This window comes from Cellulomonas sp. 73-92 (assembly GCF_001898175.1).
In the GTDB taxonomy this organism is placed as follows: domain Bacteria; phylum Actinomycetota; class Actinomycetes; order Actinomycetales; family Cellulomonadaceae; genus Cellulomonas.
Genome location: NZ_MKTH01000020.1, coordinates 90,764 through 105,612, shown reverse-complemented (window position 1 = coordinate 105,612; position 14,849 = coordinate 90,764). Strand labels below are relative to the sequence as shown.

The 14,849-nt window shown below is 74.7% G+C and carries 12 protein-coding genes; 2 read left to right on the top strand and 10 right to left on the bottom strand.

Features of this window, described 5'->3' with window-relative positions; genetic code table 11:
* Positions 1–51 precede the first annotated feature (51 nt).
* Positions 52–978: an ABC transporter ATP-binding protein gene (locus tag BGO37_RS14995; RefSeq protein WP_291756155.1), complete on the top strand. Its 927-nt coding sequence runs from the start codon at positions 52–54 to the stop codon at positions 976–978.
* Positions 975–2,594, top strand: a complete 1,620-nt coding sequence (locus BGO37_RS14990) for a hypothetical protein (RefSeq protein ID WP_291756153.1) — start codon at positions 975–977, stop codon at positions 2,592–2,594. The genes BGO37_RS14995 and BGO37_RS14990 overlap by 4 nt, the downstream gene beginning before the upstream one ends.
* 1 nt (position 2,595) lies before the next feature.
* On the opposite strand, the gene araA is transcribed toward BGO37_RS14990, so the two are convergent.
* From araA to BGO37_RS14940, 10 genes are all read right to left on the bottom strand, one after another.
* Complete coding sequence (araA, locus tag BGO37_RS14985) at positions 2,596–4,101, bottom strand: L-arabinose isomerase (protein WP_291756152.1); 1,506 nt, start codon at positions 4,099–4,101, stop codon at positions 2,596–2,598.
* Positions 4,102–4,133: 32 nt separating this feature from the next.
* On the bottom strand, positions 4,134–4,886 hold the full coding sequence (locus BGO37_RS14980) for an L-ribulose-5-phosphate 4-epimerase (protein WP_291756150.1): 753 nt from the start codon (positions 4,884–4,886) through the stop codon (positions 4,134–4,136).
* Positions 4,887–4,947: 61 nt separating this feature from the next.
* Positions 4,948–6,519 carry a xylulokinase gene (locus BGO37_RS14975; protein WP_291756148.1) on the bottom strand — a complete coding sequence of 524 codons (1,572 nt, stop codon included), beginning with the start codon at positions 6,517–6,519 and terminating at the stop codon, positions 4,948–4,950.
* Between the two features lie 134 nt (positions 6,520–6,653).
* A complete protein-coding gene (locus tag BGO37_RS14970; RefSeq protein ID WP_291756145.1) occupies positions 6,654–7,673 on the bottom strand; it encodes a LacI family DNA-binding transcriptional regulator in 1,020 nt (339 codons plus the stop codon).
* On the bottom strand, positions 7,673–8,506 hold the full coding sequence (gene proC / locus BGO37_RS14965; RefSeq protein ID WP_291756143.1) for a pyrroline-5-carboxylate reductase: 834 nt from the start codon (positions 8,504–8,506) through the stop codon (positions 7,673–7,675). Before proC ends, BGO37_RS14970 begins: the two co-directional genes overlap by 1 nt.
* A gap of 200 nt (positions 8,507–8,706) precedes the next feature.
* A complete protein-coding gene (locus BGO37_RS14960) occupies positions 8,707–10,650 on the bottom strand; it encodes an HlyD family efflux transporter periplasmic adaptor subunit (protein WP_291756141.1) in 1,944 nt (647 codons plus the stop codon).
* Complete coding sequence (locus BGO37_RS14955; RefSeq protein ID WP_291756139.1) at positions 10,643–11,590, bottom strand: hypothetical protein; 948 nt, start codon at positions 11,588–11,590, stop codon at positions 10,643–10,645. Before BGO37_RS14955 ends, BGO37_RS14960 begins: the two co-directional genes overlap by 8 nt.
* 26 nt (positions 11,591–11,616) lie before the next feature.
* Positions 11,617–12,846 carry an ABC transporter permease gene (locus BGO37_RS14950; protein WP_291756137.1) on the bottom strand — a complete coding sequence of 410 codons (1,230 nt, stop codon included), beginning with the start codon at positions 12,844–12,846 and terminating at the stop codon, positions 11,617–11,619.
* The gene (locus BGO37_RS14945) at positions 12,843–13,586 is read right to left on the bottom strand and encodes an ABC transporter ATP-binding protein (RefSeq protein ID WP_291756135.1); all 744 of its coding nucleotides are present in this window, start codon (positions 13,584–13,586) and stop codon (positions 12,843–12,845) included. The genes BGO37_RS14950 and BGO37_RS14945 overlap by 4 nt, the downstream gene beginning before the upstream one ends.
* Positions 13,579–14,829: an efflux RND transporter periplasmic adaptor subunit gene (locus BGO37_RS14940; protein WP_291756134.1), complete on the bottom strand. Its 1,251-nt coding sequence runs from the start codon at positions 14,827–14,829 to the stop codon at positions 13,579–13,581. The genes BGO37_RS14945 and BGO37_RS14940 overlap by 8 nt, the downstream gene beginning before the upstream one ends.
* Positions 14,830–14,849: the final 20 nt, after the last annotated feature.

Sequence of the window (14,849 nt, the reverse complement as noted above, 5' to 3'; positions counted from 1 at the left end):
ATACTGCGACCTACGGTCAACTGATAGTGACTCTCACATCAGGGGGCGGTCATGGACCAGGCCATCGAGACCCGGGGTCTCACCAAGTCGTTCGGTCGCACCGTCGCGCTCGACGGGCTCGACCTCGTCGTCGAGCGGGGCCAGGTGCACGGCTTCCTGGGCCCCAACGGCGCCGGCAAGTCCACGACGATCCGGCTCCTGCTCGGCCTGCTGCGGGCCGACGGCGGGAAGGCGACCGTGCTCGGCGCCGACCCGTGGCGGGACGCCGTGACGCTGCACCGCCGCCTCGCCTACGTCCCCGGCGACGTCGCGCTGTGGCCGACGCTCTCCGGCGGCGAGGCGATCGACCTGCTGTGCGCGCTGCGCGGCTCGGTCGACCGGGCCCGGCGCGACGAGCTCGTCGACCGCTTCGCGCTCGACCCGACCAAGCGGTGCTCGTCGTACTCGAAGGGCAACCGGCAGAAGGTCGCGATCGTCGCCGGCCTGGCGGCCGACGTCGAGCTCTTCCTGCTCGACGAGCCGACGAGCGGCCTCGACCCGCTCATGGAGGCCGTGTTCCGCGACGTCGTCCGCGAGATCACGGCGGCCGGCGGCACCGTGCTGCTCTCCAGCCACATCCTGGCCGAGGCGGAGGCCCTCTGCGACGCCGTGTCGATCATCCGCGCCGGCCGGATCGTCGAGACCGGCAGCCTGGCCGCGCTGCGCCACCTCACCCGCACCACGCTGCACGTGACGACGCGCGTGCCGCTGGACCGGCCGGAGGCCTGGCCCGGGGTGTTCGGGGCCGAGGTGTCCGACCGCACCGCCCGGCTCGAGGTCGGCGCCGACGACCTGGGCGGCGTGATCGAGCGGATCGCCGCCCACGGCGTCGTCACCCTCACCAGCGCGCCGCCGACGCTCGAGGAGCTGTTCCTGCGCCACTACGGCGACGCGCTCGCCCGCCTCGACGGCGAGCGGGAACCGGCGGTGACGCGATGACCGCGACCTGGCGGCTGGTCCGGCTGGCGCTGCGGCGCGACCGCATCGTCCTGGTGGTGTGGGTCGTGGCCATCGCCGGGCTCGCCTGGGGCACCGTGCAGAGCTACGTCTCGCTGACGCAGACCGAGGCCGACCGCATCGCGGCGGCGGCCCTCGTGGCGTCCAACCCCCTGTCCCGCGTGTTCGACGGGCCGGCGTCCGGGCCGTCCGTCGGGGCGATGTCGATGAACGACGGCTACAAGATCCTCGGCATCCTCACCGCGCTCATGGCGGCCCAGGCGGTCGTGCGGCACTCCCGGCGGGACGAGGAGACCGGCCGAGCCGAGCTCGTCGGCTCCGCCGTCGTCGGCCGGCGCGCACCGCTCGCCGCCGCGGTCGTGGTGGCGCTGACCGCGTGCGTCGCCGTCGGCGTCGGCGTGGCCCTGGCGGTCGGCGCGACCGGGGTCGGGTGGACCGGGGCGTGGGCCGGCGGGATGGCCGTCGCGGGCGCCGGGTGGGTGTTCGCCGGCATCGCCGCGGTCGCGTCGCAGGTGTTCGGCACGTCGCGCGGCGCGAACGGTGCGGCCGCCGGCGCGCTCGGGGCGGCCTTCGTGCTGCGGGCGATCGGCGACCTCACCGGGCACGTCGCGCCCGGCGGCCTGTCCGTCGTCAGCGCCTGGCCCTCCTGGCTGTCGCCGCTCGGCTGGGGGCAGCAGGTGCGCCCGTACTTCCTGGACCGGTGGTGGATCGCCGGGCTCTTCGCCGGCACGACGCTGCTCCTCGTCCTGGTGGCGGCGGCGCTGCGCGGGCGACGCGACCTCGGCACCGGCATGGTGGGAGCCCCGCACGGACCGGCGCGGGCGCCCGCCGGCCTGCTGTCGACGACCGGCATGACGTGGCGGCTGCAGCGCGGCGTCCTGCTCGTCTGGGTGGCCGCGATGGCGACGATGGGCGCGGCCTTCGGCTCGGTGGGCCGCACCTTCGCGGACTACGTCGCCGGGAACGACGCGATGCGGGCGATGCTCGAGACCATCGCGCCGGGCGCGGCGCCGCTCGACCTCTACCAGGCGTTCCTCATGGCCTTCCTCGGGGTGGCGGGCACCGGGTACACCGTGCAGGCGCTGCTGCGGATGCGGGCCGAGGAGCAGGAGGGCCGGCTGGAACCCGTGCTGGCCACCGCCGTCGGGCGCGCGTGCTGGCTCACCAGCCACGTCCTCGTCGTCGGGGCCGGGACGGCGCTGGTGCTCGGCTCGTCTGGCCTCGTCGGCGGCCTGGCGTACGGCGCCCTGACCGACGACTGGTCCGGCGCGTCCGGGATCCTCGGTGCCGCCGCGGTCCAGGTGCCCGCCGCGCTCGCGCTGGCCGGCCTCGTCGTCGCCGTGTTCGGCCTGCTGCCCCGGTGGACCAGCCCGGTGGCGTGGTTCGCCCTCGCCGCCGCCCTGGTCATGGGCCAGCTGGGCGAGATCCTCGAGCTGCCGCAGTGGCTGCTCGACGTGTCCCCGTTCACGCACGTGCCGGCCGTGCCGGCCGAGCCGTTCGCCGCCGCGCCCTTGCTGTGGCTGGGCGCGGCGGCGCTCGCACTCGGCGCCCTCGGGTTCGCCGCCTTCCGGCGGCGTGACCTGGCGATCCCGGGGTGAGCTACAGGCCGCGGGCGAGCCGGAAGTAGGCCTGGTTGGCGCGGACCTGGTCCTTGAACCCGCGGCGGGTGGTGGTCTCGTCGATGACGAGCAGCTCGGTGCGGGCCATGTCGGCGAACATCTCCCACGTGTCGACCGGCACGTTGGTGGTCATCACGGTGTGGTGGGCGGCGCCCGCGGTCAGCCACGCCTCCGCGCTCGTCGTGAAGTCCGGGCGCGGCTTCCACACGGCGCGGGCCACGGGCAGGTGCGGCAGGTCGGGGTGCTCGACGAGGTCGACGACGTTGGCGGTCAGGCGGAAGCGGTCGCGCATGTCGGCCAGCGAGACGACGACGCCGACGCCGGGGTCGGCGTCGAAGACCATCCGCACCGGGTCGTCCTTGCCGCCGATGCCCAGCGGGTGGATCTCCACGCGCGGGCGCGAGGTGGTCAGCGAGGGGCAGATCTCGAGCATGTGCGCGCCGAGGATCACCTCGGCGCCCGGCGTCAGGTCGTAGGTGTAGTCCTCCATGAGGGAGGCGCCGCCAGGCAGGCCGGCCCCCATCACCTTGGCGGCGCGGACCAGCACCGCGGTCTTCCAGTCGCCCTCGGCGCCGAAGCCGAAGCCGTCGGCCATGAGCCGCTGCACCGCCAGGCCCGGCAGCTGCTCCAGCTCACCGAGGTCCTCGAAGTTCGTCGTGAACGCGGTGGCACCCCGCTCGGCGAGGAACCCGCGCAGCGCGATCTCCTGCCGGGCGGCGTAGCGCAGCGAGTCGTGCCGGGCGGCGCCCTTGCGCAGCTCGGGCACCACGTCGTACGCCGCCTCGTACTCGGCGACGAGCGCGTCGACGTCCTCGTCGGACACCGCCGCGATCGCTGCGACCAGGTCGTTGACGCCCCACGTGTTGACGCTGACGCCGAAGACGTGCTCCGCCTCGGTCTTGTCGCCCTCGGTGACCGCGACGTTGCGCATGTTGTCGCCGAACCGGACGAGCCTCAGCTCGTGCGTCGCGGCCCAGCCGGCCGCGGCACGCACCCACGCGCCGACCCGGGCGGCGACCGCCGGGTTGGACGCGTGGCCGACGACCGTGGCCCGGGAGACGCCCAGGCGCGTGAGGGAGTACGCGTACTCACGGTCGCCGTGCGCCGCCTGGTTGAGGTTCATGAAGTCGAAGTCGATGGTGTCCCACGGCAGCTCGACGTTCGCCTGCGTGTGCAGGTGCAGCAGCGGCTTGGCCAGGGCGTCCAGGCCGGCGATCCACATCTTCGCGGGGCTGAACGTGTGCATCCACGTGATGACGCCGAGCACGTCGTCGCGGCCGTTGGCCTCGAGCATCGCGCGGCGGATGGACGCGGAGTCCTTGAGGACGGGCTTCCAGACGACGTGCGCCGGGACCGCGTCGGAGGCGTCGAGCAGGCGCGCGACCTCCTGCGACTGCTCGGCGACCTGGCGCAGGGTCTCCTCGCCGTAGAGGTCCTGGCTGCCGGTGAGGAACCAGACCTCGCGGTCGGCGTACGGCTTGCTCATCGTGGTGCTGCTCCTTGGGTGCGGTTGGTGGGTCAGATCGCCTCGGTCAGGGGGGTGCGCGAGGCGCCGCCCTGGCCGTAGACGTACTGGTAGCGCTCGTACAGGGCGTCGACCTGCGACGGGTCGATCGGGGTCGGCTCGCCCAGCTGCCGGCTGATGTGGACGGTCCGGGCGACCTCCTCGACCATGACGGCCGCCTTGACGGCGTCCTGGGCGTCGCGGCCGATGGTGAACGGGCCGTGGTTGCGCATGAGGACCGCTCGGCTGCGGCCGCCGGCGAGCGTCTCGACGATGCCGCGGCCGATGGAGTCGTCCCCGATGAGGGCGAACGGCCCGATCGGGACGGGGCCGCCGAACTCGTCGGCCATCATCGTCAGGACGCACGGCACCGGCTCGCCCCGGGCGGCCCACGCCGTGGCATAGGTCGAGTGCGTGTGCACCACGCCGCCGACGGCCGGCATGTGCCGGTACACGTACGCGTGCGCCGCGGTGTCCGACGAGGGCGACCGGTCGCCGTCGACGAGCCGCGCGTCGAGGTCGCACACGACCATCGACTCGGGGCTCAGCTCGTCGTACGTCACACCGGACGGCTTGATGACGAGGAGGTCGGCGCTGCCGTCGTCGGCACCGCCGAGCGCGGCGGGGACCCGCACGCGCTGCGAGACGTTGCCGGCGGTCCAGACGACGAGCCCCCAGCGAGGGAGCTCGGCGTGCAGGCGCGCCACGACGTCGCGCGCGAGCGCGACCTCGGTGCGGACCTCGTCGGCGTAGCGGGACAGCGTCATCGGGTGGGCCCCCAGGGCGGTGCGGTCGGGTGGTGCGGGTCGGATCGGGTCGTGCGGTGGGTCAGACGGCCTCGGTCGCGGCGCGCTCGACGGCCATGCCGGCGCGGTAGCGGTCGAGGAACGCGGCGTAGCCGGCCACGTCGGCCGGATCGGGCTCGACCACGGTGGTCGGCGCCCCGGCGAAGACGCGCGCCGCCAGGTACTCCCCCAGCGGCAGCTCGTCGTGCGCGTGCAGGTAGGCGGCCAGGACCGCCATGCCCCACGCGCCGCCCTCGCCGGCCGTCGCGCCGACCGCCACGGGCGCGCCGATCGCCGCCGCGAGGAAGCGCTGGGCGACGCCCGCGGTCCGGAAGACCCCGCCGTGGGCGAACATCGCGTCCAGCGCCACGCCCTCGCGGGCGAGCACCTCCATGCCCAGGCTCAGCGTGCCGAACATGCCGTACAGCTGCGCCCGCATGAAGTTGGCCAGGCTGGGCGTGCTGCCGGGCGTCCGGACCACCAGCGGGCGGCCCGCCTCGAGCCCGGTGATGGGCTCGCCGGCCAGGTAGTTGTACGCCAGCAGGCCGCCGCCGTCGGGCTCGCCGTCCAGGGCCGCCCGGAACAGGGCGCCGAACACCTCGTCGGGCGCCGCGTCGTGACCGAGCGCCCGCGCGAACTCGCCGAACAGGCCCGCCCAGGCGTCGACCTCGCTCGCGCCGTTGTTGCAGTGCACCATCGCCACCGGGTCGCCGGCGGGCGTCGTCACGACGTCGATCTCGTGGTGCAGGCTGGCCAGCGGCCGCTCGAGGACGACCATCGCGAAGATCGAGGTGCCGGCCGACACGTTGCCGGTGCGCGGCGCCACCGAGTTCGTGGCCACCATGCCGGTGCCGGCGTCGCCCTCGGGCGGGCACAGCGGCACACCGGCTCGCAGCGCGCCGGTCGGGTCGAGGAGCGCGGCACCCTCGTCGGTCAGCACGCCCGCCGGCACGCCCGCGCCCAGCACCTGCGGCAGCAGGTCGACGAGCGGCGTCGGCCGCCCGGACAGGGCGTCGAACGTCGCCAGCATGCCCGCGTCGTAGGTGCCGGTCGCCGGGTCGATCGGGAACATCCCCGAGGCGTCGCCGACGCCGAGCACGGTGCGGCCGGTCAGCCGCCAGTGGACGTAGCCGGCCAGCGTCGTCAGGAACGCCACGGCCGGCACGTGCGGCTCGCCGTCCAGGATGGCCTGGCGGTAGTGCGCGATCGACCAGCGCAGCGGCACGTTGAAGCCGAAGCGCTCGCTCAGCTCGGCCGCGGCGCGGCCGGTCGACGTGTTGCGCCACGTCCGGAAGGGCACCAGCAGCTCGCCGGCGGCGTCGAAGGCCAGGTAGCCGTGCATCATCGCCGAGACGCCGAGGGCGCCGATCCCCGCCGGGTCGACGCCGCGGCGCTCGCAGTCGGCCAGCACCGCGGCGACGGCGCCGCGCAGGCCGGTCCACACCGCGTCCAGCGAGTACGTCCACACGCCGTCGACCAGGCGGTTCTCCCAGTCGTGGCTCCCGGTGGCGACGACCTCGTGGTCGGGCCCGACCAGGCACGCCTTGATCCGCGTCGAACCGAGCTCGATGCCCAGCGACGTGCGGGCCACCGGCCCGCCGGCCTCGACCGTCATCGGTCGCTCCTTCACGCTCTGCTCGGGCACCGCCGGGCGCCCCGCGCCCGTGGTGGGCGCTCCCCCGATGTTAGCGATCACATGGGATGCCGTCCATGACCTCCGGCCCACGCCGGTGGCGGCGCGGCGCGGCCTCAGGCGCGCGGCGGTCCGCTGCTCGCGCGGACGACGACGCTCGTGGCGATCAACCCGGCCGACGCGCCCTCCTCGCCCGCGATGGCGGCCAGCAGCACCTCCATGCAGCGCTCGCCGAGGGCCGTGAACTCCTGGCGCACCGTCGTCAGCGGCGGGAAGAACTGGGCGGACCCGTCGACGTCGTCGAACCCGACCACGGAGACGTCGCCCGGCACCCGCACGCCGGCCTCGGCGAACGCCCGCAGCAGCCCGAGGGCCAGCTGGTCGTTCGCGGCGAACACCGCCGTCGGCAGGCCGCCCGCCACCAGCTCGCGGCCGACGGCATAGCCGCGGTCGGCGCTCCAGTCGCCGGGGATCGGCTCGCCGGCGAGGACGCCGGCCGCCGTCAGCTCGTCGTGCCAGCCCTCGATGCGCCGGCGCGCGTCGAACCAGTCCAGCGGTCCGGCCAGGTGCGTCACGTCCCGGTGGCCGAGGTCGAGCAGGTGCCGCACCGCCAGCCGGGCGCCGGTGTACTGGTCGACGGCCACCGAGCGCAGCGGCGCCGGCAGGCCGACCGGTCCCACCATGACCACGGGAACCGGGGTGCCGAACGCCTGGACCGCCTCGACGGCCTCGTCGTGCGCCGCGATGACGACGACGCCGTCGACGCCCTCGGTCATGAAGTGCTCGAGCACGCCGGCGACCTCGCCGGCGCGCCACTGCGGGAGGGTCGCGACCGAGACGAACAGGCCGGCGTCGCGCGCCGCGCGCTCGATCGCGATGAGGGTGCTCGTCGGGCCGAACAGCGCCGAGCCGGAGGCGAGCACGCCGATGGTGCCGGTGCGCCGGGTCACCAGCGCGCGCGCCGCGAGGTTGCGCCGGTAGCCGAGCGTGGCGATGGCGTCGAGGACGCGCTGCCGGGTGGCGGGCAGCACGCTCGGGTGGTCGTTGAGCACGCGCGACACCGTCTGGTGGGACACGCCCGCGAGCGCCGCCACGTCGCTCATCGCGGGCGGGCGCGAGGCCTGGTCGCCGCTCATCAGTGCTTCGTGGGGCGGCCCAGCTCGGCCGACCGGGCGGCCGCGGCGCGCGCGGCCGCGACCACGCCCGCCCGCACGCCGTGCGCGTCGAGCTCGGCCACCGCCGCGACCGTCGTCCCGCCCGGGGACGAGACCCGCTCCCGCAGCACCACCGGGTGCTCCCCCGTGCTGGTGACGAGCGCCGCGGCGCCCTCCACCGTCGCCGCGGCGAGCCGCGTCGCCAGGTCGCGCGGCAGGCCGAGCAGCACGCCGGCCTCGGCCATGGCGTCGACCAGGTAGAACGCGTACGCGGGGCCGGAGCCCGAGATCGCCGTCACCGCGTCCAGGTGCTTCTCCGCGACGCGCACGACGAGCCCGGTCGGCGCCAGGATCGTCTCGGCCAGCGCGAGGTGGTCGGGTGTCGCCGCCGTCCCGCCGGCGATCGCCGCGGCGCCCTTGCCGATGACCGCGGGCGTGTTGGGCATGACGCGCACCACCGGCGTGCCCAGCGGCAGCCGCTCCTCGTAGAACGCCAGCGGGACGCCCGCGGCGACGCTGATCACCGGTGCGCCGTGGCGCAGGACCGGACCCACCTGGGCGAGCACGTCGCCGACGACGTCCGGCTTCACCGCGACGAGGACGATGTCCGCACGCGGCGCCGCGGCGGCGGCCGACGCGCTCGTCACCACCCCGTACGTGCGGCGCAGGACCTCGGCACGGCCCGGGTCGGTCTCGATGACCTCCACGTCACGCGCCGACCAGCCCGCCGCCAGCAGCGCGGTGACGAGCGTGCCGCCCATCACGCCCCCGCCGACGACGAGCACCCGCGCCCGGGGGGCACCCTGCTCCGACATCGCGACCTCCTGACCAGGCGACTGCGCCGGGGTGAGCCTATTGCCCGTCCCCGGCGGCGGTCATGAGCCGCCCGACCTGCCGCCCCCCACATGGTTCGCCGAGCGCCACAGTCGTCCGCCGAGCGCCACCGCAATTCCTACGGCGCTCGGCAAGCGAGTGCGGCGCTCGACGACGGGCCACCGTCCCTGACCGGTCAGCGTCAGCCGCCGTTGCGGAACGTCCCCCCTCCGGGCGCGAAGCCGCCGCTCCCGCCGACCCCGACGCGCGTCGTCGACCGGTTGGTCAGGCCGGACAGCCCCGAGCCCTGGTTCGTCGAGCTGCTCGGCAGCTGCTGGTTCCGGTCGGCCAGCACCACGACCTGGCCGACGGTGAGGCCGGACGTGATCTCCGTCAGCTGGGCGCCGACGGCGCCGCGCTGCACGGTGACGTCGCTGACCTGGCCGTTCGCGAGGACCTGCACGGTCGCGCTCTGACCGGAGACGTGCACGGCGGAGGTCGGCACCGTGACGACCTGCCCGGTGGCGGCGACCGCGATGGCGACCTGCGCGGACGAGCCGTCGAACAGCCGGTCCTTCGTCGCGTCCAGGGCGACGACGAGGTCGTACTCCGGCGTCGAGGTGGACGACACGTTGAGCACGCCGATGCTGCTGACCTTCCCGGTGAGCTGGGTGGAGGTGCTGGGCACGAGCGCGGTCGCGGTCTGCCCCACCTTCACCTTCTCCAGCGACGTCAGCGGGACGGTGAGGTCGACGACGTAGCCGTCGGTGCCGAGCACCGTGATGACGGCCGACGTCGACGACGCCTGCACGTGCTGGCCCACGGAGAGGGAGACGGCGCCGACGGTGCCGGCGATGGGCGAGGTGAGGTTGACGAGGGTCAGCTCCTGCGTGGCCATCGCCACCTGCGACTGCGCCGCGTCGATGGCCGCCTGGTCGGAGAGGATGTCGGCCGCGGTCGCGACCCTGCCCTGCGAGGCGGACGACGAGCCGAGCGACGCCGAGCCCGAGCGGCTCTGTGTGGCCGCGGCCGACGACGAGCCCGTCGCCGGCGCGGTGGACTGCGTGCCCCCCGCTCCGGAGGAGCCGGTGCCCGTGGACCCGGCGCCGGTCGACCCGGTGGCCCCGGCACCCGCGCCGCTCGCACCGCTCGTCCCGGACCCGCCGAGCGCCTTCTGCAGCGCCGCGACCGCCTGGTCGAGCGCGGTGGCGGCATCGTTGACGGCCTGCTGCTTCGTCGTCGTGTCGGCCTGCGCCTGGGAGGCGGACGACAGCTTGGCCTGGCAGGCGGCGATGAGCGCCTGGACCTGCGCCACCGTCGTCGACCCGGTCGAGGTCGGCGTCGGCGTGGGGGTCGAGGAGTCCGAGGGCGACGGCGTGGAAGTCGAGGAGTCCGACGGCGACGGCGTGGGGGTGGCGGAGTCCGACGGCGACGGCGACGGCGTGCTGCCGTCGGCCGTCACCGTCGCGGGGTCCAGCCCGGTGACGCCGGTGCAGGCGGCCTGCGCGTCGGCCAGGGCCTGCGTGCTGGCGCCGAGCGCGGCGTGGGCGGCGCCGTAGGCCGCCAGCAGCGCCTGCTGCGCGGTCGCGACGTCCTGGGTTGCCTTGGTCACCACCGGAGAGGTACCGGTGGACGAGGAGGCCTGCGTGGAGCTCCTGGCGGCCGACGACGTGGCGGACGACGTGGCGGACGACGTGGACGACGTGGACGACGCGCTCGTCGTGCTCGCGCTGCTCGTCGTGCTCGCCGTCTGCGACTGCAGGTCGTCGGACAGCTGCTGCTGCGCCTGCTGGAGCGTGGTGCTCTCCTGGTCGAGCGCGTTCTGCAACGACGTCGGGTCGAGGCTCGCGAGCACCTCGCCCGCCGTCACCGTGTCGCCCAGCCCCACCTTGACGGTGGCGACCGTGCCCGCCACCGGGAACGCCACGTCGCGCCGCGACGCCGACGCCACCGTGCCGGTGCCCGAGACGGTCTGCTGGACGGAGCCCATCGCGACGGTGGCGGTCGTCCAGCGCTCGCCGGTGCGGCCGGACAGCGCCCACGCGACGCCGCCGCCGCCGGCCACGAGCACGACGGCGACGCCGACGCCGATGGCGAGCGGGCGGCGCCAGCGGGGACGCCGGCGCCGGCGGGAGCGGTCAGGCATTCGAGCCACCCTGGGTGCTGGTGCCCGTGCCGGTGCCGCCGTTGCGGTTCCGGGTGCCGCCGGTGCGGCCGAAGCCGGTGCCCCCGCGGTTGACGGAGAAGGACGAGCACGTGCCGTTGACCGGCGCCGAGACCGTGATCGAGGTCGCGTTCACCTGGCCGGACGCGTCGGACGGGCCGAACGCGGCGGCGCACTGGCCGACGACGATCGCGCTGGCGTCCGCCTTCACGGTCGTCGTGTAGGTCGTCGCCGCATCGACCGTGAACGTCGTGGTCCCGGCGGTGCTGCCGTTCTGCCCCGTGGTCTGGATCGAGACGGTGTCGCCCGACACCCCGGTGACCAGCCCGACGTGGATGCCGGCGGCGCGCGCGGCGCCGAACCCGCCGGCCGAGCCGGACGGCCGCGCCGTGGGCCGGTCGGTCGGCACCTGGCCCGGGGTCCGGCCGGTGAAGGCCCCGCCGCCGAAGCCGCCCAGCGCCCCGGCCTGGCACGTGCCGTTGACCGGTGGGGTGACGACCACCCGGGTCGCCGGAGCGTTGGGGTCGACCGTCGGCTGGGCGGTCGGTGCCGCCGTCGACGTCCCGCCGGTGCCGACCGCGAAGCTCGTCGCGACGACGCAGGACCCCGCCGTGACGTCGGCGAGCGTGCCGGCGGTCTCCTTGGAGATCGTCGTCGTGGCGGTCCACGCGACGGCCGTCTGCATCGAGGTGTCCTGCACCTGCATGAGCTGGCCGGAGACGTAGGCGATCGTGCCGCTGACCCCGCCGCCGCCGGCGCCGGGCGTGCCGGCGGGCCGCGGCGCGGCGGAGGCGCCGGCCGCGGGCTGCGTGGCGGCGGCCTGGGGTGTGGCGGTGCCCCCGCCGCACCCGGCGAGCAGCAGGGCGACGCCGAGGCCGAGACCCAGCGGGGCGGCGGTTCGCAGCGAGGACAGTGTGGGCACCGGGGTTCTCCTGTCGGGAAGCACGCTCACTCCGAGCGCAGCGCGTCGATGGGGGCGAGCCGGGCGGCTCGCGTGGCGGGGTAGACACCGAAGACCAGGCCGATGCCGACGGCGACGACGAGGGAGGCGGCGATCGCGGCGCCCGAGACGACGATGGTCGAACCGACGAGCGTGGGCAGCGTGCGCGCGGCGAGCACGCCCAGCCCGGCACCGAGCACGCCGCCGGACAGGCCGAGGATCGAGGCCTCGGCGAGGAACTGCCGGCGGATCGCCCACGGCGGGGCGCCGAGCGCCTTGCGCAGGCCGATCTCCCGGGTCCGCTCCGTGACGGACACCAGCATGATGTTCATCACCCCGATGCCGCCGACGAGCAGCGAGAGGGCCGCGATGCCGGTGAGCAGCACCGTGAGCGTCTTGGCCACGGCGGTCGCGGTCGACACCAGCGACTGCTGCGAGGCGATCGAGAAGTCGGCGCTGGACGCGCTCGAGATCCCGTGGAGGTTGAGGAGGGTGTTCTGCGCCTCCTGGTAGGCCGCGGAGAGCTGGCCGGTGCTGGCGGCCTCCACGTAGATCCGGTTCACCGAGCTGCGCGAGGAGCCGCCGACGAGCGTCTCGGCCTCGGTCGACAGCGGGACGACCGCGAGGTCGTCGAGGCTGGTGCCGCTCGCGGACCCCGCGCTGGCCAGGACGCCGACCACCTGGAACTGGACGTCCGAGATCGTCACCGACTGGCCGACGACGTTGGTCGTGCCGAACAGCTCGGTCGCGGTGTCGGACCCCAGGACGATGACGGCGTTGCGGGCGGTGTCGTCCTGGTCGGTGATGAAGCTGCCGGACGACAGCGTGCGGTTGCGGACCGAGAGCCACGACGCGGTGGTCCCGGTGACCGTCGTCGTCCAGTTCGTCGAGCCGTTCTGGATCTCCAGCGACGTCGACTTCTCGGGGGCGACGCCCTTGACGTCCGGGGCGTTGGTCGACGACGCCAGCGCCTCGGCGTCGGCCCGGGTCAGCGTCGTGGCGGACCCGAAGCCGCCCCGGATGCCGCCGGTGGTCGACGAGCCCGGCGTGACGATGAGCAGGTTGGACCCCAGCGAGTCGATCCGCGCCGAGACGTCGCGCTGCGAGCCGAGCCCCAGGCCGACGGTGAGGATGACCGCCGCGATGCCGATGAGGATGCCGAGCACCGTCAGCGACGACCGCATCACGTGGGTGCGGACCGCCGACCACGCGGTGTGCAGCGTCTGGCTCCAGGTCATCGCGCCACCTGCTCGTCGACCGTCACCAGGCCGTCGCGCACGTGCACCACGCGGTGCGCGTGGTGCGCGACCTCGGCCTCGTGCGTGATGAGCACCACCGTGCGGCCCTGCGCCTGCAGCTCGTCGAACAACCCGAGCACCTCGTCGGTGGACGACGAGTCGAGGTTGCCCGTCGGCTCGTCGGCCAGGATCAGCGCGGGGTCCGTGACCAGCGCGCGGGCCACGGCGACCCGCTGCTGCTGGCCACCGCTCATCTCCCCCGGGCGGTTGGCGGTGCGGTCCGCCAGGCCGACGCGCTCGAGGGAGAGCATCGCCCGCTCCCGGCGCTCGACGGCCCGCACCCCGGCGTACATGAGCGGCAGCTCGACGTTGCGCCACGCAGGCAGCGAGGGCAGCAGGTGGAACTGCTGGAACACGAACCCGATGCGCCGGTTGCGGATCGCCGCCAGCTCCACCTCGTCGAGCTCCTCGACGTCCTCGCCGGCGAGCCGGTAGGTGCCTTCCGTCAGGACGTCCAGGCAGCCGAGGATATTCATGAGCGTCGACTTGCCGGATCCCGACGGGCCCATGACGGCGACGTACTCGCCGGCCCCGATCCGCAGGTCCACCCCCCGCAGCGCCTCGAACTCGAGGCTGCCCGTGGTGTAGGTCTTGCGGGCGCCGACCAGCTCGATGACGGGTGCGGCCGCCTCGATCACGGCTGCCCGGCCGGCCACGCGCGTCGCGGTGCCGTCAGCCATTGCTGCCGCCCTTGCCCTGCGTGACCGAGAAGCTGCCGTTGGAGTTGCGCTGGACGGTGGTGCCGTTGGGCAGCTGGAACGACCCGGTGCCTCCGCCGGGGAAGCCGCCCGGGAAGCCCTGCTGGTTCTGGTTCGTGCCGCCGGTGCTGGTGCCGCTGGAGGTCCGCGCGTACGTGGTCACCTGCACCTGGTCGCCCTCGGACAGGCCGGCGGTGATCTCGGTGACGGTGCCGGAGGACTCGCCGGTGGTGACCGTGACGGTCGACGTCGTGCCGTCGGAGGCCACCTTCGTCACGGTGGACGTGCCGTTCGCGGCCTTCGTGATCACCGCCGTCGGGATCGTCAGCACGTTGGCGCGCCGCTCGTAGATGATCCGCGCGGTGACGGAGATGCCGTCGTGCAGCGACTTCGTGTCGCCGGTGACGTCCACCACCACGGGGTAGGCCGCCACGCCGGTGGCGGTCGACAGCGGGCCGACCGTCCGGACGACCCCGAACACGGTGCCGGTGACGGAGTCGGACGTCATCTCGACCTGGTCGCCGGGCTTGATGAGCGCCACGTCCGAGTCGTTGACCGACAGGCTGGAGTCGTAGGCGTCCGTCCCGACGATCTCGAACTGGCCGCTGGCCGACGAGCTGTTCGAGCCGGACGACGAGCTCGAGCTGGGCACGTTGCCGGTCGAGCCGGTGCCGGTCGATCCGGTGCCGGTCACCTTGTCGCCGACCTGGAGGTTCACGGCCGTCACGAGCCCGGCGACCGGCGCGAGGAGCGTGGCGTCGCCCATCGCCGCCTCCGCCGCCGTCTCGGCCGCCTGCGCGACCGTGACCTTCGCCGACGCGGCGGCGATCTGGGCGGTCGCGGCCGCGGTGCCGGTGTTCGTCGCCTGCAGGTCGGACAGCGTCGCCTGCGCGCTCGCCAGCGTCGCCTTGGCGGCGAGGAGGTCCGCGTTGAGCTGCAGCGTGTCCACCGTCGCCAGCGTCTGGCCGACCGTCACGGTGTCGCCCACCTTGACGGGGATCGCCGTGACCGTGCCGCTGACCGCGAAGCTGACCGCCTGCTGCACCGTCGGCGTGAGCGTGCCGGTGGCGCTGACGGACTTCTCCAGCGTCGTCAGGCTCGCGGCGACCGTGGTCGTCGTGGCGCCGGTCGTCGAGGCCGCGTTCGCCTTGTCCCGTCCGGTGAACCACCAGACCCCCGTGCCGGCACCCGCGAGCACCAGGACGGCCACGACGATGGCGACCACCCTTCCCACGGGCCGAGCAG